The sequence below is a fragment of the Streptacidiphilus neutrinimicus genome (genome assembly GCF_000787815.1).
Taxonomy (GTDB): domain Bacteria; phylum Actinomycetota; class Actinomycetes; order Streptomycetales; family Streptomycetaceae; genus Streptacidiphilus; species Streptacidiphilus neutrinimicus.
Window position 1 is genome coordinate 70,101 of sequence record NZ_BBPO01000022.1, and the last position, 22,469, is coordinate 92,569.

Consider the following 22,469-nt stretch of genomic DNA (forward strand, 5'->3'; position numbering starts at 1 on the left):
GATGGACCGGCTGCCCGCCGGCTCGCTGCTCACCCTCGCCGGGCCGCCGCCGCGTCCCTCCGCGATCGCCGCGCTGGCCGCGTCGGTCACCTCGGAGGCGTCGCGCCCGGGCGTGGTGGTGCTGCCGCAGGGCGGCTGCTGCGCCGGGCCCTCCGGGCCCGAGGGGTTCGACGCCGCCACCGCGCGGCGTCTCGCCGAGGCGGGCGTCCCGCTGGCCGCGGGCGGTGGGGCGCTGCGCGACGCGGTCCGCCCGGTGGGCCGCGCGGATCCGGTGGAGGCGGCGTTCCTGCTGAGCGCGCAGGCGGGACTGTCGGCGTCCGCGGCCTACGACGCGGTCGGACCGGGGGCGCGGGCGCTGCTCGGCCTGCCCCGCCCGGCCGTCGAGGCCGGACAGCCCGCGGATCTGCTGGCCCTGCGCGGCGACACCCTCCTCGCCGCGCTGAGCGGCGGCCACAGCCGCGTCGTCCTGCACGCCGGCCGCGTCGTCTCCCGCACGAGCGCGGTCCGCGAGTACGCGGAGACCAGCCCGGCGGCCGTCCCCCGCCAACTCCGCCCGCCGCGGCCCGCCTGAGCCGCAAGACGGGCGCTGGGGCTCCCACGGACCGTCAGGGCTGGGCGAGCGGTCTTCGGTAGTGGACGAGGAGCTCGCCCCAGTCGTCTATCTTCACGCGGCCGGTGCGGCGGAAGCCGAGGGCGCGGTAGAGGCGGTTGGCGCGCAGGTTGTCGGCGTGGGTCCAGAGCTGGGCCTCGGCGTAGCCGCGTTCGCGGCCGTCGGCGACGACCGCGTCGAGCAGCGTGCGGCCGACGTGCTGGCCCCAGCGGTCCGGGGCGACGCTGAGCAGGCTGAGGTGCAGCAGCCCCGGCTCGGGCGGCCCCGTGCCGTCGTCCTTCAGGCCCTGGAGGCCCAGGATCGTGCCGATGATGCCGGGAGCCCCCTCCTCGCCGCGCCCCTCCTCGCGCGCGAGGAGCAGCTTCGCGCCGGGTGCGGCCATGCGCGCGTAGGCGGAGCGCACGTGCGCCCGCGCGAGAGGGCGGCCGTTGCGCCGGATCATGTGCGAGTGCTGCCAGACGGCCATCGCCGCGTCGATCTCCTCGGCGGTGGCCGGACTCACCGTCACGCTGCCGCTCATCGACTCCCTCATCCCAGGAACGTTCCCCCGTGCGGCGGGGGACAAGCTTTCCACCGACCCGCGCGGTCGGCGCAAGAGGCGTGACCGAGCCGAAACCGCAGCGTGACAGCCGCGCTCAAGCCGGACTGGACCGCGCACGGAGAGAGTGGGCCGCGGTGCAGGGAAGGAGAAAGAGCGATGGCGGACGCAACCACCGACGTCTGCATCGTCGGAGCCGGGCCGGCGGGGCTGACCCTGGCCCTGGAGCTGGTCCGGCGCGGGGCCCGGGTCACGGTCCTGGAGCAGCGCGCGGACTTCGCGCGGACCTTCCGCGGGGAGTCGCTCTCCCCCGACTCGGTGTGGCTGCTGCGCCGGATGGGCCTGTTCGAGCGGTTGCGCGGCTCCTGCCTGGAGATGCGCGCCCTGGAGATCACCGACGCGGGCCGGACCGTGCTGCGCGCCGACTTCGCCGACTTCCCCTATCCGCAGCGCGCGCCCGTCGAGCTGCCGCAGTCGGTGCTGCTGGCCGAGCTCGCGAAGGAGTGCCGTCGGCACCGGGGCTTCCGGCTGCTGCACCGGGTGACGGCCGTCGGGCTGCTGGGCGCGGACCGGGTGACGGGCGTGCACTGCCAGGGGCCTGACGGCCGGTTCGAGACGCGGGCCGCGCTGACGGTGGCCGCGGACGGCCGCTACAGCCGGGTGCGCGACCTGTCCGGCCTGACCGCGGAGAAGACCCCGTTGGGCCGCGACGTGGTGTGGCTGCGGCTCCCGCGTCCCGACGTCTGGGACGCGGCGACCTACCGGATCCGCATCGACGCCGGTCGGCACGCGCTCTTCCTGCCCACCCACCCCGACGACGTCCGGGTCGGGCTGAACATCCCCAAGGGCGGCGTGCGGAAGCTGCGGGCCGAGGGCCTCGCGGGCCTGCACACGCGGCTGGACGCGCTGGCGCCGGAGCTCTCCGAGCTGGTCCGGGCGGGGGTGCGGGAGTGGGGCGACACCAGCGTGCTGGACCTGTTCACCACCGTCGTGCCGCGCTGGTCCCGTCCGGGGCTGGCGCTGGTGGGCGACGCGGCCCACACCCTCTCGCCGATCCTCGGACAGGGCGTCAACCACGCGCTGGCGGACGCGGTCACGCTCGCGCCGCTGATCGCGCCGCTCGTCGACGCCGATCCGGCCGGTGCGGCCGTCCGCGAGGCGCTGCTCGCGTTCCAGCGCGAGCGCGAACCGCTGGTCGCCCGTTCCCGGGCGCTCCAGCTGCGGCAGGAGCGGCTCTTCGCGCTGGACCGCCCGCTCGCGGCGGCGGGGCGGCGGGCCCTGTACCGGGCGGTCGACCGCAGCGCGGCGCTGAAGCTGCGCGTGCTCGCCCCGGCCTACTTCCAGCTGCAGAGCCGCGAGGAACCGAGCCGCCGGCAGGAGAGCGTCCGGGACCGGGGCCCCGACGAGCGAAGTCCGGACGAGCGGAGCCACCACGAGCAGGGCCGTGACGAGAGAGGACGTGCGGCATGACCGGGTCGAGCACGGGCGCCGAGGCGCTGGAGCGGCTCCGTTCCCTGCAGGCGGGCGGGCGGCTCGCGGCCGAGTACTCCGGGCTGCCCCGGCTGCTGTCCCCCCTCGCCGCCGGGGACGCGGCGCTGGCCAAGGCCGGGCGGCTGCTGGCGCGGCTGGACCCGGACGAGGTGCTGGCGCACCGGCCGGACACCCCGGCGGTGCGGGTCGCGGTCACCGGGAGCGGCACCCTGGGCGCGCTGGCGCCCTCCGTGTGGGCCGAGTTCGCGCGTCACGGGCTGCTGCCGCGCCTGACGGTCGGCGACTACGACAGCTGGCGGGTCGACCTGCGCGACCCCGCGAGCGCGCTGTACGCGCCGGACACGCGTCTCGCCCTGGTGGTACTGGACGCGTCCGTGGTCTTCGACCGCCTGCCGCCGGTGTGGAGCGCGGCGGACGCCGCCGAGGCGGTGGCCGCGGCGGGCGAGGAGATCGAGGCCCTGGCCCGGGGGTTCCTCTCCGGATCCGGCGCCGGATCCGGTGCCACGCTGGTGTTGAACACGCTGCCGCTGACGCGCCTGCACACCCACCGGCTGGTCGACCTGCGCTCGCGCGCGGCGCTCGGCGCGGCCTGGCACGGCCTCAACGCGCGGCTGCTGGGCCTGGGCGCGGAGCTGGAGCGGGTGGTCGTGCTCGACCTGGACGTGCTGCTGGCGCAGGGCGGACCGCTCTGCGATCCGCGTCTGGCCGCCTACGCGGGCGAGGAGCTGGGCGAGGAGCTGCTCGCCCGCTGCGCGCGCGAGATCGGGCATCTGGCCCGCGCGCTGACCGGCCGGACGCGGAAGGTGCTGGTGCTCGACCTCGACAACACGCTGTGGGACGGCGTGCTGGGCGAGGACGGCGCGGAGGGGATCGCGGCGCGCTCCACGCTGCGGGGCGAGGCGTTCGGGCGGGTGCAGCGCCTGGCCCGGCAGCTGGGCTCGCAGGGCGTGCTGCTCGCGGTGTGCAGCAAGAACGACCGGGGTCCGGTGCTGGAGGTGCTCCGCGACCACCCGGACATGCAGCTGCGCGAGACGGACTTCGTCGCCGTGCAGGCGGACTGGGGTCCGAAGAACAAGGGGCTGGAGGAGATCGCGGAGCGGCTCGGTCTGGGGCTGGAGAGCTTCGTCTTCGCCGACGACTCCGCGTTCGAGACCGGTCTGGTCGCCGCGGCGCTGCCGCAGGTGGCCGTGGTGCCACTGGGCGCCGAGCCGGCGCTCGCGCCCGAACGGCTGCTCGCCGACGGCTGGTTCGACACCCTGGAGCTGACCGAGGCGGACCGCGGGCGCACCGCCCGCTACCGCGTGGAGGCCGCCCGCTCGGACCTGCGGGAGGCGGCGACCTCGGTGCAGGAGTACCTGCGGGAGCTGGGCGTCCGGGTCTGCGTGGAGCGGGCGCATCTGGGCGATGTCGGCCGGCTGGCCCAACTGACGCAGCGGACGAACCAGTTCAACCTCACCACGGAGAGACTCACGGCCGCCGAGGTGCGGTCGATGACGGAGGACCCGGGCCGCCTGGTGCTGACCGTGCGCTCCTCGGACCGCTTCGGGGACGACGGGGTGGTCGGCGCGCTCTTCGCGCGCCGCGAGGCGGACGCACTGCGGGTGGAGAACCTGCTGCTGAGCTGCCGGGTGCTCGGCCGCGGCATCGAACGCGCGGTGGCGGCGGCGGTGCTGGACCACGCCAAGGCGGAGGGCCTCGCGGAGGTGACCGCCCGGTACCGGGCGACGCCGCGCAACCACCGGGTGGCGGACTTCTGGCCCTCGGTCGGCTTCGCCGCGCTCGGGGAGCAGGCCGCCGAGGCCGGGTCTTTGGAGGCCCTGGTGTTCCGTCACCCCCTGGACCGGCCTTTGGCCCTACCCGAGCACGTGCGTCTGGACGTGGGGTTCTGAGGACGCGCCCGAACCCGTCCGCCGCCGCGGCCCGCGTGGGACCGTCGGCGGCCGGACGAGTCCGGGAGACGGCCTCGTCAGAGGTCGAGCACCAGGCGCGGCGTGCGGGCCCGGGAGACACAGATCAGCATGGTCCGGCCGGACTCGCGGTCGGCCGGGGAGAGGACGCTGTCCCGATGGTCCGGTTCGCCGCCGAGGACGTCGGTCTCGCAGGTGCCGCAGGTGCCCTCGCGGCAGGAGGAGAAGCAGTCGTCGACGCCCTCGTCCTCCAGCACGTCGAGGATGCTCTGTCCGGCCGGGACGATCACGGTCCGCCCGGTGCGTGCGAGTTCGATCTCGATCGGGGCGTCCGGCCCGGCCTCCCCGGTCTCGACGGCGGCCTTGGGGTGGAACCGCTCCAGTCGCAGGCTCGCCCCGGCGTCGGGCCAGCCGGCGGTCCGGGCGGCGACCGCGTCCAGCAGCCCCTCGGGGCCGCAGCAGTAGACGAGGGTGTCGGCGAGCGGCTCGCCGAGCGCCGCGTCGAGGTCGAGCAGACCGGACTCGTCCTCGGCCACGACGGTCACCCGCTCGCCGTGGCGGGCCAGTTCGTCGCGGAAGGCCATCGAGGAGCGGGCCCGGCCGCCGTAGAGCAGCCGCCAGTCGGTGCCTGCGGCCTCGGCCGCGGCGATCATCGGCAGCAGCGGCGTGATACCGATGCCGCCGGCGATCAGCAGCAGGGCGGGCGAGGGCTCCAGGGCGAAGTTGTTGCGGGGCAGGCTGACCTGGAGGGTCTCGCCGACGGTCAGGTGGTCGTGGATCCAGGCGGAGCCGCCGCGACCGTTCGCCTCGCGCAGCACGGCGACGCGGTAGCGGCCCTTCTCGGCCGGGTCGCCGCACAGGGAGTACTGGCGGATCAGCCCGTTGCCGAGGTGGAGGTCCACATGGGCGCCCGGGGTCCACGCGGGCAGGGGCAGCCCGGCCGGGTCCGCGAGGCTCAGGCCGAGCACCCCGTCGGCGAGCCGGTCGAGCGCCAGAACGGTCAGTTTCCGGGTGTCGGTCACGGTCATGGGGTTCCCTTCGGCCGAACTGATAGTCACAGCGAAACTAGATTGCTTGTTACTACTCGTCTGCGTATGCTCGTAGGCGAGCACTGGAAAGCGGGGTGGATCGATGGCTAAGCAACGCAAGGTCGGGAATCTGTTGGCGCTCGCACTGCTCTCCGCGGCCTTCCAGCGGCCCATGCACCCGTACGAGATGGCTTCGGTACTGCGCGCCAGGGGCAAGGACCAGGACATGACGATCAAGTGGGGCTCGCTCTACACGGTCGTACGCAACCTGGTAAAACACGGTCTGCTCGAAGCGGCCCTGAGCACTCGTCAAGGGGGCCGCCCGGAAAGGACGGTGTACGAGATCACCGCCGCGGGGCGGGCGGAGCTCGAGGACTGGATCCGCGAGCTGGTGGCGGTCCCGGAACCGGAGCATCCGCGCTTCGCGGCCGGCCTCTCCGAGCTCCAGGTCCTCTCCCCGGACGAGGCGGCCCGACTGCTGGAGCTGCGGCTGCTGCGGCTGAAGGCGACGATCGCGGCCGAGCGGGCCCAGCTCGACGTCGACGCGACGGAGGTGCCGAGGCTCTTCCTGATCGAATCGGAGTACCAGCTCGCGCTGCGCGAGGCGGAGGCCGCCTGGGTCACCTCGCTGCTGCGGGAGCTCGCCGACGGCTCGCTCCCGGGCGTGGCCGAATGGCAGTCGTTCCACAGAACCGGACAGATCCCGCCCGAGCTGCTCGAACTCGCCGAGCTCGGCGGGGCGGAGATACCGGCGGAGTAGCAGCGGGACCCCTGGTCAGGTGCGGGAACACCGGACCAGGGTCCACGTCCTCGACGCGGCACCGCTCGCACGGCCCCGACCACGAGGTGGCGACCCAAGGATAGCCGGGGCAGTGCGGATCGGGCCGAAAACGTACGCGATTACCAAGAGCAATCCCGGATCCTTGAACAGGAGTTCGTCATGACTGACACCACCGCCCGCAGCGCCCTCGTCATCGGCGGCGGCATCGCCGGCCCGGTCACCGCGCTCGCGCTGCGCCGCGCGGGCATCCAGGCCACCGTGTACGAGGCCTACACCGGCGGCGACGACGGCGTCGGCGGCATGCTCGGCATCGCCTCCAACGGCATCAGCGCACTCGACGTGGTCGGCGCGGGCGACGCGGTCCGCAGCATCGGCATCTCCGTCAAGTCGATGGTCCTGCAGAGCTGGACGGGCAAGCGGCTGGCCGAGTTCGGCACCATGCCCGGCCTCGACCCGACGCAGACCGTCTGGCGCCACGAGCTCTCCCGGGTGCTGCGCGAGGCCGCGCAGGCCCAGGGCATCCGCTACGAGACCGGCAAGCGGCTGGTCACCGCGGAGGAGTACGGCGACGGCGTCAACGCGGTCTTCGAGGACGGGAGCACCGCCCGCGCGGACATCCTCATCGGCGCGGACGGCATCAAGTCCGTGGTCCGCGGGCTGATCGACCCCAGCGCCCCCGGCCCCCGCTACACCGGCCTGGTCGGCATCGGCGGCCGCCCGCGCGGCCGGATCTCCGGGGTGCCGCTGGGCGACACCGGCATCATGTTCATGATCTTCGGCAAGCAGGCCTTCTTCGCCTACCAGGTCTACCAGGACGGCAGCGTCGGCTGGTTCGCCAACGTGCCGCGCACCGAGCCGATCTGGCACGCGGAGGCGCAGGCGATCGGCGCGGAGGAGTGGCTGCGCCGACTGCGAAAGATCTTCGCGGAGGACCGCACGCCCGCCCCCGCGATTCTGGCGCACGCCCGCCCCGAGGACCTGATCATCGTGGGCGGCCTGCAGGACATGCCCACCGTCCCGCACTGGAGTCGTGGCCGGATCGTCCTGGTCGGCGACTCCGCGCACGCGACCTCGCCCAGCTCCGGCCAGGGCGTCTCGGTCGCGGCGGAGAGCGCGGTCGAACTGGCCCGCTGCCTGCGGGACCAGCCCATCGCGCAGGCCTTCCGCACCTACGAGTCCATCCGCCGCCCGCGGGTGGAGCGGATCATCCAGAACGCGGCCCGCACCAACAGCCACAAGGCGGCCGGCCCGATGGGCCGGGTCATCCGGGACACGATCTTCCCCGTGATGATCAAGTTCGCCAAGCCGGACCGCTTCGCCTGGCAGTTCGCCCACCGCATCGACTGGGACGCGAAGGTCCACTGAGGCTGCGCCGGGCAAGCGAGCCAGTTGCAGCACGCTAGGGGCGCTGGTCTCTGCTGATGTGCGGCTCCGCCGCCTGGGCGCGACCCGGCCCGCGGGCTTCGCTCCCGCAGGCCCCAGGGGCGCGGGGAACTCGCGCAGTTCCCCGCGCCCCCCAGCGCGTGTCGCCTCCTGCGGGAGCGCCCGCGCATAGTGCAACTTGAGCGTCTGCCTAGTGCGGGCTGCTGCCATGGCCGCATGCGGATGGTGTTTGCGTGTTGGGCTTGGCCGACGCACCTGCATGCGATGGTGCCGTTGGCGTGGGCGGCGCGGGCCGCGGGGCATGAGGTGGCGGTCGCGGTCCCGCCGGAGCTCCGCGGCCTCGCCGCGGCGAGCGGGCTGCCGTACGCGGTGGTAGGGCGGGACGTGGACGCCGTGGCGGCGTTCCGGGAGATCGTGTCCGCGCCGGGGGGCGGGGGCGGTGGCCCCCGTGTGCTGAGGCTGATCGGCGCGCTCACCGAGGCGATGGCCGAGGACCTCGCCGACCTCGTCGGCGGTTGGCGGGCGGACCTCGTGGTCCACGACCCGACCGCCTTCGCGGGGCCGATCGCGGCCGCCGCCGCGGGCGTGCCCGCGGTGCGGCACCTGTACGGGACGGACCTGCTCGGCGCGCCCGCCGCGCGGAACTTCCTGCCGGCGGTGCTGGAGCCGGTCGCGGACCGGCTGGGGCTGGGCGAGGTGGACCCCTTCGGGGTCGCCACCGTCGACCCGTGCCCGGGCTCGCTGCAACTGCCGACCGCCTCACGGCGGCTGCCGATGCGGTACGTGCCGTCGAGCCCGCACGGGCGGACCGTCGCGCTGCCGCCGCGCGGCTCCCGGCGGCGGGTCGCGGTGACCTGGGGGACCACGCTGGACCGGCTCGACCCGTCGCTGCACCTGGCCGGCGAGGTCGCCCGGGCGATCGCGGGGCCGGACACCGCCGTCGTGCTCGCGGTGACCGCCGAGCAGGCGCCGCTGCTGGGCGAGGTGCCGCCGTGGACGCAGGTGGTGAGCGACGGCGCGCTGCACCAGGTGCTGCCGCAGTGCGACGCCGTCGTCGCGCACGGCGGGGCGGCGAGCATCCTCACCGCCGTGGCCGCCGGAGTGCCGCAGCTGCTGCTGCCGCGTCTGCCGGACCACGTGCGGCACGCCGCGCGGCTCGCGGAGGCGGGCGCGGGGCTCGTCGTGCCCGCCGCCGAGGCGCAGGGCCAGCCGGAGCTCGTGGCCGAGCGGCTGACCGCGCTGCTGGACGAGCCCGGCCACGCCGCGCGGGCCCGCGAGCTCGCTGCGGAGTCGCGGTTGCAGCCCTCCCCCGCCGAGGTGGTCACCGAGCTGGAACTGCTGGTCACGACCGAGGCGGCGGCGGACCGTCCAGTCGGACTCAAGCCGGGCTCCGCTCCCCGATGACACCCTCCACTCGTCGGCGAGTCGAAGGGGGTTCCGGCATGGCCAAGGAAGTGTCCGACCACGAGTCATTCGCCATCCGCCACCGGGGCGGGGTGATGTTCGAACGGTACGACATCGATCTGCACCTGCACCCCTACCTCGGCTACGCGCTGGCCCGAAACCACCGCTCCGCGATCATCAACACCGACGAGGAGGGCTTCCGGCACGCGGACTCCCCGTTCGGAACGGTCGACGGTCCCGGCTGGCGTGCCGCGGGGGGCGGCGGCGTCGTGCTGGGCAACTCCACCGCCTTCGGCATGGCCGCCACCTCCGACCACGGCACCGTCGCCACCCACCTGGCCCTGCTGCGCGGCGACCGGCAGCTGAACCTCGGCGTGGTGGGCGGTAACTCGGTGCAGGAGGTGATCGCGGGCCTGCCGTACCTGGACCTCGCCGACACGGTGGTGGTCTTCAGCGGCGCCGGCGACTACTGGACCTCGCTGGCCTCCTGGACGCCCTACAGCGCCTGGGGGCCGCTCTTCTTCGAGGGCACGCTGACCTCGCTCACCTCGATCCCGCTGTTCCAGCTCGCCGCCGTCGCCACCGGCGTCGACCCGGACTGGCGGCCGGCGCCCCAGCCGGACGCGGCCGACCGGCCCGACTTCGCCGACGTGGTGGAGCGCGTGGAGGCCGCCGCCGCCCGGCAGATCCGCAACCTCGCCGCGGTGCGGCGGCTGGCCCGGCCGGACGCGCGGCTGCTGTTCGCGCTGCAGCCGTTCGCGACCCCGCGCAGCCGCGAGCTGAGCGCCGAGGAGATGGAGCACTTCGACTTCCACATGCCGATGTTCGGTCAGGAGAAGAACCGCCCCTTCGAGTACCACTGGGGCCGCTTCACCGAGCTGGTGGCCAAGGGCTGCTCCGAGCTCGGCGTGCCCTTCACCGACATCTCCGCCGACCGGTTCGAGGGCTTCGCCTTCTCCGACCACTTCCACCTCACCGACGAGGGCAACCGGCAGGCCGCCGTGATGATCCACGAGGCCCTCGCCGCGCTGCCCGCGCCCGCCGCGCCCCCGACCGCCCAGCCGTGACCTGAGGATCCCGAGGAGCCGACCCATGCCGCAGCCCACCCCGGACGCGGAGCTCCGCGTCCTCGTCATCGGCGCCGGGACCGGCGGCCTGTGTCTGGCCCACGGGCTGCGGCGCGCCGGCATCGACGTGCAGGTCTTCGAACGGGACGCCACCCGCGCCGACGGCCTGCACGGCTACCGCGTCGGCATCGACCCCGACGGCAGCCGGGCGCTGCGCGACTGCCTGCCGCCCGAGCTCTACGACACCTTCGTGGCGACCTGCGCGAAGGCGCCCGAATACGTCAACTTCCTCACCGAGAAGCGCGCCGAGCTGCTCTCCGTCGGCGGCTTCACCTCCGACGACCCGGATCCGGTCGACAGCGAGAAGTCCGTCTCCCGGATGACGCTGCGCCAGGTGCTGCTGACCGGCGTCGAGGACGTGGTGTCGTTCGGCAAGGTCTTCACCCACTACACCGAGGAGCCGGACGGGCGGGTCACCGCGCACTTCGAGGACGGCACCTCGGCGACGGGCACGGTCCTGGTCGCCGCCGACGGCAGCAACTCGCGGGTGCGCCGCCAGTACCTGCCGCACGCGGAGCTGAAGGCGCTCGGGCCGATCGGGATCACCGGCAAGGTGCCGCTGACCCCGGAGACCCGGGCGCTGCTCACGCCGAAGATGCAGCGTGGCATCTCGATGGTCTACGCCCCGCACGCGTACTTCTGCATCTTCCACGTCATGGAGTTCCCGTGGGACGAGGGCGGGCGGCCCAAGACCGGCATCGGCTCGGCCGACGCCGAGCTGCTGGAGAGCTGGCCCGGGCTGACCTACGACAACTCCCGGGACTACGTCGACTGGGGTCTGGTCACCCAGTCCCGCCAGCTGCCGGCGAACGTGATGGAGATGAAGAGCCCGGACCTGTACCGGCTGGTGGCCGAGCGGACCACCGACTGGCACCCGGACTTCCGCCGCCTGTTCGCGCTGGCCGACCCGAACAGCTGCTTCCCGATCAACATCCGGACCTCGGTGCCGATCCCGCAGTGGGAGACCACCCGGATCACGCTGCTGGGCGACGCGATCCACACCATGACCCCGGGCCGTGGCGTGGGCGCGAACACCGCGCTGCGCGACGCGCGCCTGCTCTGCCGCAAGCTGGTCCAGGCCCGCGACGGCGAGCTGCCGCTGCTGGAAGCGATCCGGCAGTACGAGACCACGATGATCGACTACGCCTTCGACGCGGTCCGCAAGTCGGCGCGCTCCGGCGGCGGTTCGGGCCCGAGCGCGCCCGTCGTCGGCCGCGCCCTGCTCGGCCTGCTGCGCACCGCGATGCGCATCGTCAACCACCTGCCCGCGGTGAAGAACAAGATGGCCGAGGGGCACCGCAGCTACCGCGGCCACGGCCGGGAGGAGTAGCCCGCCATGACCACGGAGACCACGGCCACCCCCCTGCACAAGGAACTGCTGGAGCTGGCCGCGCCGGTGCGCGACAGTGTGCTGCGGCACCGCTTCTGGACCGGCCTGCGCGAGGGCGGCCTGCCCGCGACGGCGCTGGCCCGCTTCGTCGAGCAGGACACCGGGCACCTGCTGCCCGCCTACGCCCGGGCGCTGGCGCGCTGCGCGGCCGCCGCGCCCGAGGACGCGGACGCGCAGCTGTTCGGCCAGTCCGTCGTCGGCACCCTGGAGGCCAGGGACGGGCTGCTGGCCGCCTACCGGCAGTTGGTCCCCGAGCTCGACCTGCCGCTGCTGGCCACGGCCACCGAGGCGCTCCCGGCGACGGCGGCCCACGCCTTCTTCTTCGGCGCCGCGAGCGCCACGAGCTACGCGGCCGGCGTGGGCGCGCTGCTGCCGATGGTCTGGTTCAACGCCGAGGTCAGCGACCACCTGCGCGACCACGTCACGCCGGGCAGCCGGTACGCGCCGTGGATCGCCGTCTACCACCCCGGGGAGGGCTACCGCTACGCGGTCCAGGCCTTCCTGGACCTGGCCGACCGGATCGGCGAGACCTGCTCGGCGCGGGACCGGCAGGTGCTCAAGGACCACTTCGCCCAGGGGATCCGCTACGAGCTCGCCTTCGCCGAATGCTGCGCGGGCGGCTGACCTGCCGCTCGGCCCGCTCCCTCCCACGACCGTCGACCGTCGCGAAAGGGCGGCAGATGACCTTCACCGAACTCGACCTGATGGATCCGCGCGCCTTCGCCGACGGGGTTCCGCACGACTACTTCCGGCAGCTGCGCGCGCTCCCCGGGCTGCTGCCCGGCACCGACGACGACGGCGAGCGCTTCTGGTACGTGGTCAAGCACCGCGACGTATCCTCCGTCTCGCGCGACGTGGCCCGCTTCTCGTCCAGTCCGACCACGATGACCTCGGTGCGCAAGGTGGACCCGAGCCCGCCGATCATCACCTTCCAGGACGCGCCCGAGCACACCCGGGTCCGCAAGCTGACCTTCAAGGCCTTCGCGCCCGCCCGGCTGGCCCTGCTCGCCGAGCCGATCCGCCGGATCGTCGACGAGCTGCTCGACGAGTGCGTCGCCAAGGGCGAGTTCGACCTGGCCGAGGACGTGGCGCTGAAGCTGCCCTTCGCGGTGCTGCTGGAGCTGCTGGACATCCCGGACGAGGACCGGACGATGATGCTCGGCTGGGCCCGGGCCACCGTCAACCTGGGCGACCCCGAGTACGACGACAGCATGAACGGCTCGGGCGACAACAGCTTCCAGAAGATCTACGACTACCTGATCGACCTGGCCCACCGCCGGGCCGCCCGGCCCACCGACGACGTCTTCTCGATGCTGCTGGCCGCCCGCTGGGACGGCAGCCGGCTCGGCCTCGCCGACCGGCTCTCCCCCGACGAGGTGGGCCTGTTCGCGTCCACGCTGATCACGGCCGGCAGCGAGACGACGTACTGCTCGGTGACCGGCGGCGTGCTGGCCCTGCTGGAGCACCCCGACCAGTTGGAGAAGCTGCGCGGCGACCGGGAGGCGCTGCTCGGCACCGCCACCGCCGAGGTGGTGCGCTGGGTCACCCCGGTGACCCACTTCACCCGCCGCGCCCTCGTCGACACGGAGGTCAACGGCCAGGCCGTGGCGGCCGGGGAGCGCGTGGTGCTCTGGTACAGCTCCGCCAACCGCGACGAGGAGGCGTTCGCGGAGCCGGACCGCTTCGACGTCGCCCGCACCCGCAACCCGCACGTCAGCTTCGGCGGCGGCGGACCCCACGTCTGCATCGGCAACGGCCTGGCCTCGATGGAGCTGCGCGCGTTCCTCGACGGGGTGCTCGACCTGCTGCCGCGCCTGGAGATCACCGGCGAGCCGGTCCGTCCCGAGACCAACTTCATGAACAGCGTCAAGCACCTGCCCATGCGCGTGCGGTGAGGGGAGCAGCAGCGTGAGCACTTCTGAACGCACCGCGCTGGTGACCGGCGCGAACCGGGGCATCGGCCGGGCCGTGGCCGCCGAGCTGCTCGGCCGTGGCCTCCAGGTGCTGCTGAGCGCGCGCCGGTTCGACGACGCCCGCGAGGCCGCACTCGAACTCGGCGCGGGCGCCCGCCCGCTGGCCCTGGACGTGACGGACGAGGACAGCGTCAAGCGCGCGGCCGCCGAAGCGGGGCCGGTCGACGTGCTGGTCTGCAACGCCGGGGTGCTGCTGGACGCCGGGACGGACCCGCTGTCGGTGCCGCTGGAGCTCGTCGAGCAGACGCTGCGGGTCAACCTGCTGGGCACCTGGCGGGTGCTGCAGGCGTTCGTGCCGCCGATGGTGGCGCGCGGGCACGGCAGCGTCACCGTCGTCTCCAGCGGGACCACCGCGGAGTTCGGCGGCCGCCTGTTCGGCCGCACCCCCGGCTACTCGCTCTCCAAGAGCGGGCTGAACGGGCTGACCACGCTGGTGGCCGAGCAGACCGCCGGCACCGGCGTGACCGTCAACGCCGTCAACCCGGGCCGGGTGCGCACCCGGATGATGCCCACCCAGGAACAGCTGCCGGAGCAGGCGGCCCGGTTCGTCGCGGACGTCGCGCTGCTCCCCACCGACGGCCCGACCGGGCAGTTCCTCACCGAGCACCGCTCGCGCTGAACGAGAGACACCGAAGGCAACCATGGGAGGACCGATGCAGATCGACATGGCCGGGAAGACGGCCGTGGTCACCGGCGCGGGCAGCGGGATCGGGCTCGCCTGCGTCCGCGCCCTGGCCGGCGCGGGCGCCGAGGTGCTGGGCGGTTCCCGGACCGTCAGCGCCGAGCTTCTGGAGGCCACCCCGCACGTCATGGAGGTGGACCTGCTCACCCCGGACGGGCCGAGCTCCCTGATCCAGCACGCGCTGGACAAGTTCGGCGGCGTCGACGTGCTGGTCAACAACGTCGGCGGCGGCGTGAAGCTGGCCAAGGGCTTCCTCGACATCGAGGACGAGACCTGGCTGCACACCTTCGAGCTGAACGTGATGACCACGATCCGGGCGACCCGGGCCGCGCTGCCGAGCCTGGTCGAGCGCAAGGGCGTGATCGTGAACATCGGCTCGATGAACGCGCACCTGGCCGACCCGACGCTGGGCCACTACTCGATCGCCAAGGCGGCCCTGTCCAACCTGGGCAAGGCGCTGTCGGCGGAGTACAGCTCGCAGGGCGTGCGGGTGAACACCATCTCCCCCGGCCCGGTGCGCACCCGGCTGTGGACCAACCCGCACATCGCGGAGCGGCTCGGCATCACCACCGAGGAGTTCCTCAAGATGGTGCCGAAGATGGCGGGCCTGTCCACCGGCGAGATGATCGAGCCGGAGGAGATCGGCACGCTGGCGCTGATGTTCGCCTCGGGCCGGATCCGCAGCGTCACCGGCGCCGACTACCTCATCGACGGCGGCATGACCCGCCCGCCGGCCCGCGACTGACCTCGCGACCCGGCCCGCACGAAGGCCCCCGCCCTTTGGGGCGGGGGCCTTCGTGTGCGCGGCCGCTCAGCCGGCGACGGCGCGGAAGACGGCGACGGCGCCGCGGATCCGGACGGTCACCTCGGGGAAGTACTTCTTCAGCTGGCGCTCCAGACCGGCCGGGTCGTCGCCCTGGTTCTGGAAGTTCCCGCGCTTGTGCTGCTCCAGGAGCATGTTGCGGGTCAGCTTGTTCATCGGCACGCCCTCGGCGAGCACGGAGGTGCCGAACAGCACGCCGCCGGGGCGCAGCGTCTCGGCCACGTGCTTGAGGATGATGCCCTTGCCGTCCCAGCCGCCGGGGATGGTGTGGAAGACCAGGTTCATCGCGGCCGAGTCGAAGTGGCCGGACGGCAGCGGCAGCGGCTCCATCAGGTTGGCCTGGCAGGTCTCTGGCCGGTAGCGGGCGAGGACCCGGGCGGACATGTCCAGGCACTCGCGGCTGAGGTCCAGCAGGGTGATCTCCGGGTTCGCCGGGAACTTCGCCTTGTCGACGAAGTAGCCGGTGCCGGGGCCGATGTCGAGGTGGCGGCGGCCCACCTCCTCGTCGTAGAGCCGGCGCATCACGCTCGGCGGGCAGCGCCACACCAGCGGGCAGAAGACGCCGAGCACCCACTTGTCGTAGATGGCCAGCTTGCCGCGCGTGTACACGGCCTGGGCGTGCACGATCCGCGGATCGAGCTCGGCCTCGGGGCCCGGCTCGGTGCCGGGTTCGACACTCGTCATGGCGGGAGTTCCCTTCGGGACGTGACGGACGTTCGGGGAGGATGCCGTGCAAGAGGACCGGCCCCGCCCCGACGGATGGACGGGAGCGGGGCCGGCGGTGGGGCTCGGAGCCTGGTCAGCCCGCAGCGCGGCGGGCTGTGCTGTCAGCCCGCAGCGCGGCGGAACTTGGCGACGGAGATGACGGAGAAGGCGACCAGGATCCCGACCGCCCAGAACAGCGAGCGGATCACGAAGTAGCCCGGGCCGTGCCCGAGGAAGGCCTGCGAGTGGCTGCCCAGGGTCAGCGAGCGGACCGCGTTGGCCATCGCGGTGACCGGCTGGTTCTCCGCGAAGGCGCGCAGCCAGCCCGGCATGGTCTGGGTCGGGACGTAGGCGCTGGACGCGAAGGTGACGATGAAGACGATCATCGAGACGCCCTGCGCGGCCTTCACGTTGCCGGCCAGCAGGCCGACCGCGATGAACAGCCAGCTGAAGGCGAGGCCGAAGACCAGGCAGAGCCCGAACGCCTCAAGGCCGCCGAGGACCGACGCCTGGAGACGGAAGCCGACGGCGAAACCGACGGCGGTGGTGACCGCGAGGACGATCGCCAGGATGCCGGTGTCCGCCACGACGCGGCCGGTCAGCATCGCCGCGGTGGAGAAGGGCATCGACCGCAGCCGGTCGATGAAGCCCTGCTCCATGTCCTCGGCGATGCCGATGGCCGTGCCCAGCGTCTGGAACAGCACGCCGGCGGTGATGAAGCCGGGGACGGAGAAGTCGACGTAGGGCAGGCCGTGCGCCGTGCCGATCGCGCCGCCGAAGATGAAGCGGAACGTCAGCATGATCGCGGACATCTGCACCAGGGAGAGCACGACCAGCTCGGGGCGGCGCAGGAAGGTCACCGTCGTGCGCTTGGCGAGCAGGCCCGTCCCCGTCACGATGCCGGCGCGGCCGGTGCGGATGGTGGGCGTCAGGGTAGTCATGTCGTGGGTCTCCTGCTCAGGCCGTCTCGAGGGTGGCGGCGCCGACCGACTCGGCGGAGGAGGTCTTCTGACCGGTCAGGGCGAGGAAGACCTCGTCCAGGCTCGGCTCGCGGACCGCGATGTCGGCCAGCACGGCGCCCGAGTCGCGCACCGCGGTCAGACCGTCGATCAGCCACTGCGCGGCGCCGTCGTCGGCGCCGACGCTGATGCGGCGGGTCGACTCGTCGATCTGCGGCGCCGCGACGCCCTCGCGGGTCAGCGCCTGGGCCACCAGCGGGATGTGCGCGCGGTCGCGCACGTGCACCTCGAGGATCTTGCCGCCGATCCGGCGCTTGAGCTCGGCCGGGGTGCCGGAGGCGACCGTGCGGCCCTGGTCGATGATGACGATGTTCCTGGCCAGCCGGTCGGCCTCGTCCAGGTACTGGGTGGTGAGCAGCACGTCGGTCCCGCGCTCCACCAGGCCCTCGATGGCGTCCCAGAGGTCGAGGCGGCTGCGGGGGTCCAGACCGGTGGTCGGCTCGTCCAGGATCAGCAGCCGGGGCTGGCTGACCAGGCTGGCGCCCAGGTCGAGCTTGCGCCGCATACCGCCGGAGTAGGTGCGCACCAGGCGGTCGGCGGCCTCGTCGAGGCCGAACAGCTCGAGCACGGCCTCGGCGTTGGCCTTGGCCTGCTTGGCCGACTGGCCGAAGAGCCGGGCGACCAGGACCAGGTTCTCCCGGCCGCTGAGCGCCTGGTCGACGGCCGCGTACTGGCCGGCCAGCCCGATGACCCGGCGGACCGACTCCGCCTCGCGCCGGACGTCGTAGCCGCAGACCTTCAGCTCGCCCTCTTCGGGGCGGATCAGGGTGGAGACGGAACGGACAAAGGTCGTCTTGCCGGCGCCGTTGGGGCCGAGTACAGCCACCACCTGGCCGGACTCGACCTCGAGCGAGAGGCCGTCGAGGGCGGTCTTCTTCCCGAAGCGCTTGGTCAGGCCCCGGGCTTCAATGGTCAGCGTCACAATCTTCCACCTCATAGGACGCGGGTCGGTTGGGGACGGCAGGTCTGGCCCCGCCGGCGGCAGCCGGCGGTACTGGCCCGTGGCCGAGAACGAACGTCGGACGGGCCTTTCTGGCCTCCTGCCACGAGGCGGCGACAGTCACCTGCCAAGGGAAGTGGCAAGGGGTCGAGGGGGGCTCGAACAATGCTCGAGCCGCGCGTGCCGACGGAGAGATGTGCGAACTGTCAGACGTCGATCTGCACGTGATAGTGCGTCAGCCAAGCGTTGAACTGCAACGCAGTTTCGATGTGCATGCGGATCGGCCAGTCGTTGGACTCCGCCGGCTGCGCCAGCATCTGCCGCGCCGCGTCCTGGTTCAGAAACGGCTGCATGGGTGCGTTCCGGTCATTCAGCAGCGCCGACAGCTCGCTGTGCAGCATCCGCAGGTACTCCGGGTCCTGGGTCACCGGCCACGGGCTCTTCTTCCGCTCCAGCACCGACCTCGGCAGCAGTTCCCCGACCGCCGCGCGCAGGATCGACTTCTCCCGGCCGTCGAAGGTCTTGAACGACCAGGGGGTGTTGTACAGGTACTCGACCAGCCGGTGGTCGCCGTAGGGGACGCGCAGCTCCAGGCCGTGGGCCATGGAGAGGCGGTCGCCGCGGTCCAGCAGCATCGGCAGCCAACGGGTCAACGTCAGGTAGCCGATCTCGCGCATGCGCCGCTCCTCGGGGCTCTCGCCCTCCTGGTGCGGGGCCTCGGCGGCGGCCTCGTGGTACGTCTCGTTGTAGTAGCCGGCCATGTCCACCCGCTCCAGCAGGCCCAGGTCGAACAGGCCGCGGCCCTGGCCGTTGAGCGAGCTGGGCTGCAGCGCCTCGTGCGCGACCCAGGGGAACGCCTGGGTGTTCACGGTGTCCGGGTTGAACATCCAGTTGTAGCCGCCGAAGATCTCGTCGGCGACCTCGCCCACCAGCGCGACCGTGGAGTGCGTGCGGATCTCCTGCGAGGTCAGGTAGTTGGAGGTGTCCATGTCCCCGAGCGTGGTCGGGGCGTCCTGGGCCAGCAGCACCTTGAGCCGGGTCTCCGGGTCCATCAGGTCCTTGGGGCTGAGCCGGATGTTGACGTGGTCCGACTTCACGTGCTCGGCGACCTCGACGGCGAACGGCTCGTCCGGCGAGAAGCGCACGTCGTCCGGGCGGAACTTCTCCGCGTACTCGTCGAAGGTGGTGACGAAGGTGCGGATCCGCTGCCCCTCGAGCCGCCAGCGCCAGCGCGCGGCCAGCGCGGTGATGCCGCTGGAGTCCACCCCGCCGGAGAGCGCGCTGCACAGCGGCACGTCCGCGACCAGCTCGCGCAGCACGATGTCGTCGAGCAGCTCGCGCACGGTGCCGACGGTGGCCTTCAGGTCGTCGGTGTGCTCGCGGGCGGTCAGCGCCCAGTAGCGACGACGCACGGTGCCGGTGCGGGACAGTGTCAGCGAGTGGCCCGGCGGCAGCTCGCGCATGTCGCGGAAGACGGCCTGGCCGGGCTTCTTCGCCACGGCGAACATCTCGCGCAGGCCCTCGGCGTCGACGACGGGGCTGACCGCCGGGTGGGCCAGCAGGGCCTTCGGCTCCGATCCGAAGAGCAGGCCGCCGCCCGGCGTCTGGGCGAAGAACAGCGGCTTCACGCCGAGCCGGTCGCGGACCAGCAGCAGCTCCTGGCTGCGCACGTCCCACACGGCGAAGGCGAAGATGCCCTCGAGCCGTTGCGCGCAGTCAGCGCCCCACTCCAGGTAGGACCGCAGCACCACCTCGGAGTCGCTGCGGGTGCGGAACCGGTGGCCGCGCGCCTCCAGCTCGCTGCGCAGCTGCTTGAAGTTGTAGACCTCGCCGTTGTAGACGAGCACCGCGCGTACGGCCCCGTCCTCCTCGGCGACGAAAGGCTGCGTGCCGTCGGCGATGTCGATGATCGCGGTCCGGGTGTGCCCGAGCGCCGCGTGGCCGCCCAGCCAGACGCCGCGGTCGTCCACACCCCGGTTGGCGAGCGTACGGGCCATCGCCTCCAGCACGGTCCGCTCACTTGTGAGGTCCCGCTCGAAGTCGACCCACCCGGCGATGCCACACATCAGCGTCTCCCTCAGTCGTTTCGGCGCGGCGAGCATGCGGTCGCCGCGTCGAGACGGGCTCGACCGGGGCTGGAACGCGCTGGACCGGGCCGTGCCTCCAGCGCGGTCAAAGCGGCGTACCACCGTGGTTCGAGCCGTCCGGCCGACCCTGTCGACGAAGAAGGCCCGCAGATGAAGGCCCGCAGAGAGGTGGACGTCGATGACTGCACAGGAGCGCACCCCCGCTGCTCCCCAGGGCACGGCCGGCTGGTTCGACATCGGGCTGCCGCCGCAGAAGCAAGTGCTGGGCTTCCTCTATGCCAAGTGGGCCATCGGCGCGCTGCGCGGCCTGGTCGAGGTGCGCGCGTTCGACGCCCTCGCCGACGGGCCGCGCACCGTCGCGGAGATCGCCGCGGCGACGGGCGCCCAGGAGGACCCGCTCTACCGCGTGCTGCGCGCGGTGGCCGCGGCCGGCGTGCTGGCCGAGCGCGAGGACGGCCGGTTCGAGCTGACCGAGCGCTCCGCCGGTCTGGTCGACGGCGCGCAGGACGGCATCCGCGACATGTTCCTGTTCACCTCGGACCCGATGCTGTGGCGCCCCTACGAGAACGTGGCCCACGCGCTGCGCACCGGCGAACCCGCGTTCAAGGCCGCCTTCGACACGACCTTCTACGAATACACCAAGGCCAACCCGGCCAGCGGCGCGGTCTTCGACCGGGCGATGCAGCAGAACAGCTACCCGGGCACCGACGCGGTCTTCGAGGGCTTCGACTTCGGCCGCTTCCGCAGGATCGCCGACGTGGGCGGCGGCCGCGGCCACTTCCTGGTCGACCTGCTGCGGAACAACCCCGGCACCACCGGCGTCCTGGCCGACCAGGAGCACACCGTCGCCGAGGCCAAGCCGCTGTTCGAGGAGGCGGGCCTGCTCGACCGGGTCGAGATCGTGCCGACCGACTTCTTCACCGCGGTGCCCTCGGGCTGCGACGCGTACTTCATCAAGCACACGCTGCACAACTGGGACAACGACAAGGCCGAGCTGATCCTGCGCCGCATCCGCGAGGCGATCGGCGAGGACCGGGACGCCCGCTTGCTGATCGTGGAGAACCTGCTGCGCGGCGCCGGCCAGTGGGACATCGGCAAGCTGATCGACGTCGAGTCGCTGTCCGTCCTCGGCGGCCGCGAGCGCAGCCTCGCCGAGTGGGACCGGATCGCCGGAGCCGCCGGGTTCGCCCTGGCGAACGAGCCCGTGGCCGGTGACATCGCCCTGCTCGAGTACCGGCCGGTCACCCCGTGACCGCGGAGGTCGTGCGGAGCCTGTCCGCCGCGGAGCTGCCGGACCCGATGGTGATGCCGTCGCGCCGCCAGTGCCCGCTGGACCCGCCGCACGAGTACGCGGCGCTGCGCGAGGAGCGCCCGTGGAGCCGGCTGCGGCTCCCCGGCGGCCGGGTGGGCTGGCTGGTCACCCGGCACGAGGACGCCAGGGCGGTGCTGACCGACCCGGCCTTCTCCCCGCCGCTGATCCAGGTGACGCCCAACGTCGACCTCCCGCTGCCGGCGGAGGAGCTGCAGGTGCCGCCGGGCATGTTCTCGGCGATGGACCCTCCCGAGCAGTCCCGTTACCGGCGGCTGGTGAGTCGCCACTTCACCCGCAAGCGATCGCGCGAGCTGAGCCCGCGGATCCAGCAGATCGTCGACGAGCAGCTGGACGGCATGGCCGCGTCCGGCTCCCCCGCCGACCTGGTGCGGTGGTTCGCGCAGGCGATCCCGACCCGGGTCATCACCGAGATGCTCGGCATCCCGGAGGAGGACCAGGAGGAGTACCACCGCTGGGTCATCGCCGCGCTCACCCTGGCCACGCCCGAGGCGGAGCTGCGGGAGGCCGGCGCGGTCATCGTCGGCAAGCTCGCCGCGCTGGTCGCGGCGAAGCGTGCGAACCCGCAGGACGACATCATCAGCGGCCTGCTGCTGGACGACGAGCGTCCGTTGACGGACGAGGAAGTCGTCAGCATCAGCGTGCTGCTGCTCATCGCCGGCCTGGAGACCACCGCCAACATGCTCGGCCTCGGCGCGTTCGCGCTGCTGGAGCACCCCGAGCAGACGGCGAAGCTCCGCGCCGACGAGAGCCTGATGGACAACGCGATCGAGGAACTGCTGCGGTACCTGACGATCGTGCAGTTCGGGCTGACCCGGACGGCACGCGAGGAGACCCGCATCGGGGACCGGGTCATCCCGGCCGGCGAGACCATCGTCGTCTCCCTGGCGGCGGCCAACCGCGACCCGGAGGTCTACCCGGAGGCCGAGCGACTCGACCTGCTCCGGGCCGAGACCGCGCACATGGCCTTCGGCCACGGCGTCCACCAGTGCCTCGGCGCGCAGCTGGCGCGCGTGGAGATGAAGATCGCCTTCACCACGCTGCTGCGCCGCTTCCCCGACTTGCGTCTGGCGGTCCCGGCGAGCGAGGTGCCGACGGGCGAGGACAAGGTCTTCTACGGCGTCCACGAGCTGATGGTCACCTGGGGGGCGTGAGAGCAAGCGCAGAAGCCGGGCGCCTTCGAGGAGGAGGCGCCCGGCTCCTCTGGCTGCACCCACCTCAGGGACGCGAGGCTCTGCTGATGTGCGGCTC

The 22,469-nt window shown here is 73.0% G+C and carries 19 protein-coding genes and 1 pseudogene; 14 read left to right on the forward strand and 6 right to left on the reverse strand.

Going from position 1 to position 22,469, the window contains the following annotated elements; all coding sequences use genetic code 11:
• Positions 1–571: pseudogene (locus TR48_RS16540) on the forward strand (hydrolase); the annotation flags it as partial.
• Positions 572–605: 34 nt separating this feature from the next.
• Here TR48_RS16540 and TR48_RS38930 read toward each other — a convergent pair.
• Positions 606–1,130, reverse strand: coding sequence for a GNAT family N-acetyltransferase (locus tag TR48_RS38930; RefSeq protein ID WP_052442715.1), 525 nt, complete (start codon positions 1,128–1,130; stop codon positions 606–608).
• Positions 1,131–1,307: 177 nt separating this feature from the next.
• Here TR48_RS38930 and TR48_RS16550 point away from each other — a divergent pair, with 177 nt between their 5' ends.
• Complete coding sequence (locus TR48_RS16550; RefSeq protein ID WP_042367747.1) at positions 1,308–2,618, forward strand: FAD-dependent oxidoreductase; 1,311 nt, start codon at positions 1,308–1,310, stop codon at positions 2,616–2,618.
• The gene (locus TR48_RS16555) at positions 2,615–4,528 is read left to right on the forward strand and encodes an HAD-IIIC family phosphatase (protein ID WP_042367750.1); all 1,914 of its coding nucleotides are present in this window, start codon (positions 2,615–2,617) and stop codon (positions 4,526–4,528) included. Before TR48_RS16550 ends, TR48_RS16555 begins: the two co-directional genes overlap by 4 nt.
• Positions 4,529–4,605: 77 nt before the next feature.
• Here TR48_RS16555 and TR48_RS16560 read toward each other — a convergent pair whose 3' ends face one another.
• Positions 4,606–5,574, reverse strand: coding sequence for a PDR/VanB family oxidoreductase (locus TR48_RS16560; protein WP_042367751.1), 969 nt, complete (start codon positions 5,572–5,574; stop codon positions 4,606–4,608).
• A gap of 103 nt (positions 5,575–5,677) precedes the next feature.
• Here TR48_RS16560 and TR48_RS16565 point away from each other — a divergent pair, with 103 nt between their 5' ends.
• The 9 genes from TR48_RS16565 (at position 5,678) to TR48_RS16605 (ending at position 15,059) form a co-directional block, all read left to right on the forward strand.
• Entirely contained in the window at positions 5,678–6,334 is a 657-nt protein-coding gene (locus TR48_RS16565; protein ID WP_042367753.1) for a PadR family transcriptional regulator, read from the forward strand.
• A gap of 180 nt (positions 6,335–6,514) precedes the next feature.
• Entirely contained in the window at positions 6,515–7,720 is a 1,206-nt protein-coding gene (locus TR48_RS16570) for an FAD-dependent oxidoreductase (protein WP_042367755.1), read from the forward strand.
• Positions 7,721–8,044: 324 nt separating this feature from the next.
• Entirely contained in the window at positions 8,045–9,142 is a 1,098-nt protein-coding gene (locus TR48_RS16575) for a glycosyltransferase (RefSeq protein ID WP_201777127.1), read from the forward strand.
• 38 nt (positions 9,143–9,180) lie between these two features.
• Positions 9,181–10,209 carry a hypothetical protein gene (locus tag TR48_RS16580; protein WP_042367759.1) on the forward strand — a complete coding sequence of 343 codons (1,029 nt, stop codon included), beginning with the start codon at positions 9,181–9,183 and terminating at the stop codon, positions 10,207–10,209.
• 25 nt (positions 10,210–10,234) lie between these two features.
• Entirely contained in the window at positions 10,235–11,599 is a 1,365-nt protein-coding gene (locus tag TR48_RS16585) for an FAD-dependent oxidoreductase (protein ID WP_042367761.1), read from the forward strand.
• 6 nt (positions 11,600–11,605) lie between these two features.
• A complete protein-coding gene (locus TR48_RS16590) occupies positions 11,606–12,283 on the forward strand; it encodes a TenA family protein (protein ID WP_042367762.1) in 678 nt (225 codons plus the stop codon).
• Between the two features lie 56 nt (positions 12,284–12,339).
• Positions 12,340–13,554 (forward strand): cytochrome P450, encoded by a 1,215-nt coding sequence (locus tag TR48_RS16595; protein ID WP_042367825.1) that lies wholly within the window; start codon positions 12,340–12,342, stop codon positions 13,552–13,554.
• 13 nt (positions 13,555–13,567) lie between these two features.
• Positions 13,568–14,251, forward strand: a complete 684-nt coding sequence (locus tag TR48_RS16600; RefSeq protein ID WP_042367764.1) for an SDR family NAD(P)-dependent oxidoreductase — start codon at positions 13,568–13,570, stop codon at positions 14,249–14,251.
• A gap of 34 nt (positions 14,252–14,285) precedes the next feature.
• Positions 14,286–15,059, forward strand: coding sequence for an SDR family NAD(P)-dependent oxidoreductase (locus TR48_RS16605; protein ID WP_042367765.1), 774 nt, complete (start codon positions 14,286–14,288; stop codon positions 15,057–15,059).
• Positions 15,060–15,125: 66 nt separating this feature from the next.
• Here TR48_RS16605 and TR48_RS16610 read toward each other — a convergent pair whose 3' ends face one another.
• The 4 genes from TR48_RS16610 to asnB form a co-directional block, all read right to left on the reverse strand.
• Positions 15,126–15,821, reverse strand: a complete 696-nt coding sequence (locus TR48_RS16610) for a class I SAM-dependent methyltransferase (protein ID WP_052442717.1) — start codon at positions 15,819–15,821, stop codon at positions 15,126–15,128.
• A 143-nt stretch (positions 15,822–15,964) separates the two neighbouring features.
• Positions 15,965–16,783, reverse strand: coding sequence for an ABC transporter permease (locus TR48_RS16615; protein WP_042367767.1), 819 nt, complete (start codon positions 16,781–16,783; stop codon positions 15,965–15,967).
• 16 nt (positions 16,784–16,799) lie between these two features.
• Positions 16,800–17,783 (reverse strand): ATP-binding cassette domain-containing protein, encoded by a 984-nt coding sequence (locus TR48_RS16620; protein WP_236652174.1) that lies wholly within the window; start codon positions 17,781–17,783, stop codon positions 16,800–16,802.
• A 224-nt stretch (positions 17,784–18,007) separates the two neighbouring features.
• Positions 18,008–19,867 (reverse strand): asparagine synthase (glutamine-hydrolyzing), encoded by a 1,860-nt coding sequence (gene asnB / locus TR48_RS16625; protein ID WP_042367771.1) that lies wholly within the window; start codon positions 19,865–19,867, stop codon positions 18,008–18,010.
• A 199-nt stretch (positions 19,868–20,066) separates the two neighbouring features.
• Between asnB and TR48_RS16630 the strand changes: the two genes are divergently transcribed.
• Both TR48_RS16630 and TR48_RS16635 read left to right on the forward strand, forming a co-directional pair.
• Positions 20,067–21,140, forward strand: a complete 1,074-nt coding sequence (locus tag TR48_RS16630) for an ArsR family transcriptional regulator (protein WP_052442718.1) — start codon at positions 20,067–20,069, stop codon at positions 21,138–21,140.
• Positions 21,137–22,372 carry a cytochrome P450 gene (locus tag TR48_RS16635; RefSeq protein WP_236652175.1) on the forward strand — a complete coding sequence of 412 codons (1,236 nt, stop codon included), beginning with the start codon at positions 21,137–21,139 and terminating at the stop codon, positions 22,370–22,372. Before TR48_RS16630 ends, TR48_RS16635 begins: the two co-directional genes overlap by 4 nt.
• Positions 22,373–22,469 lie beyond the last annotated feature (97 nt).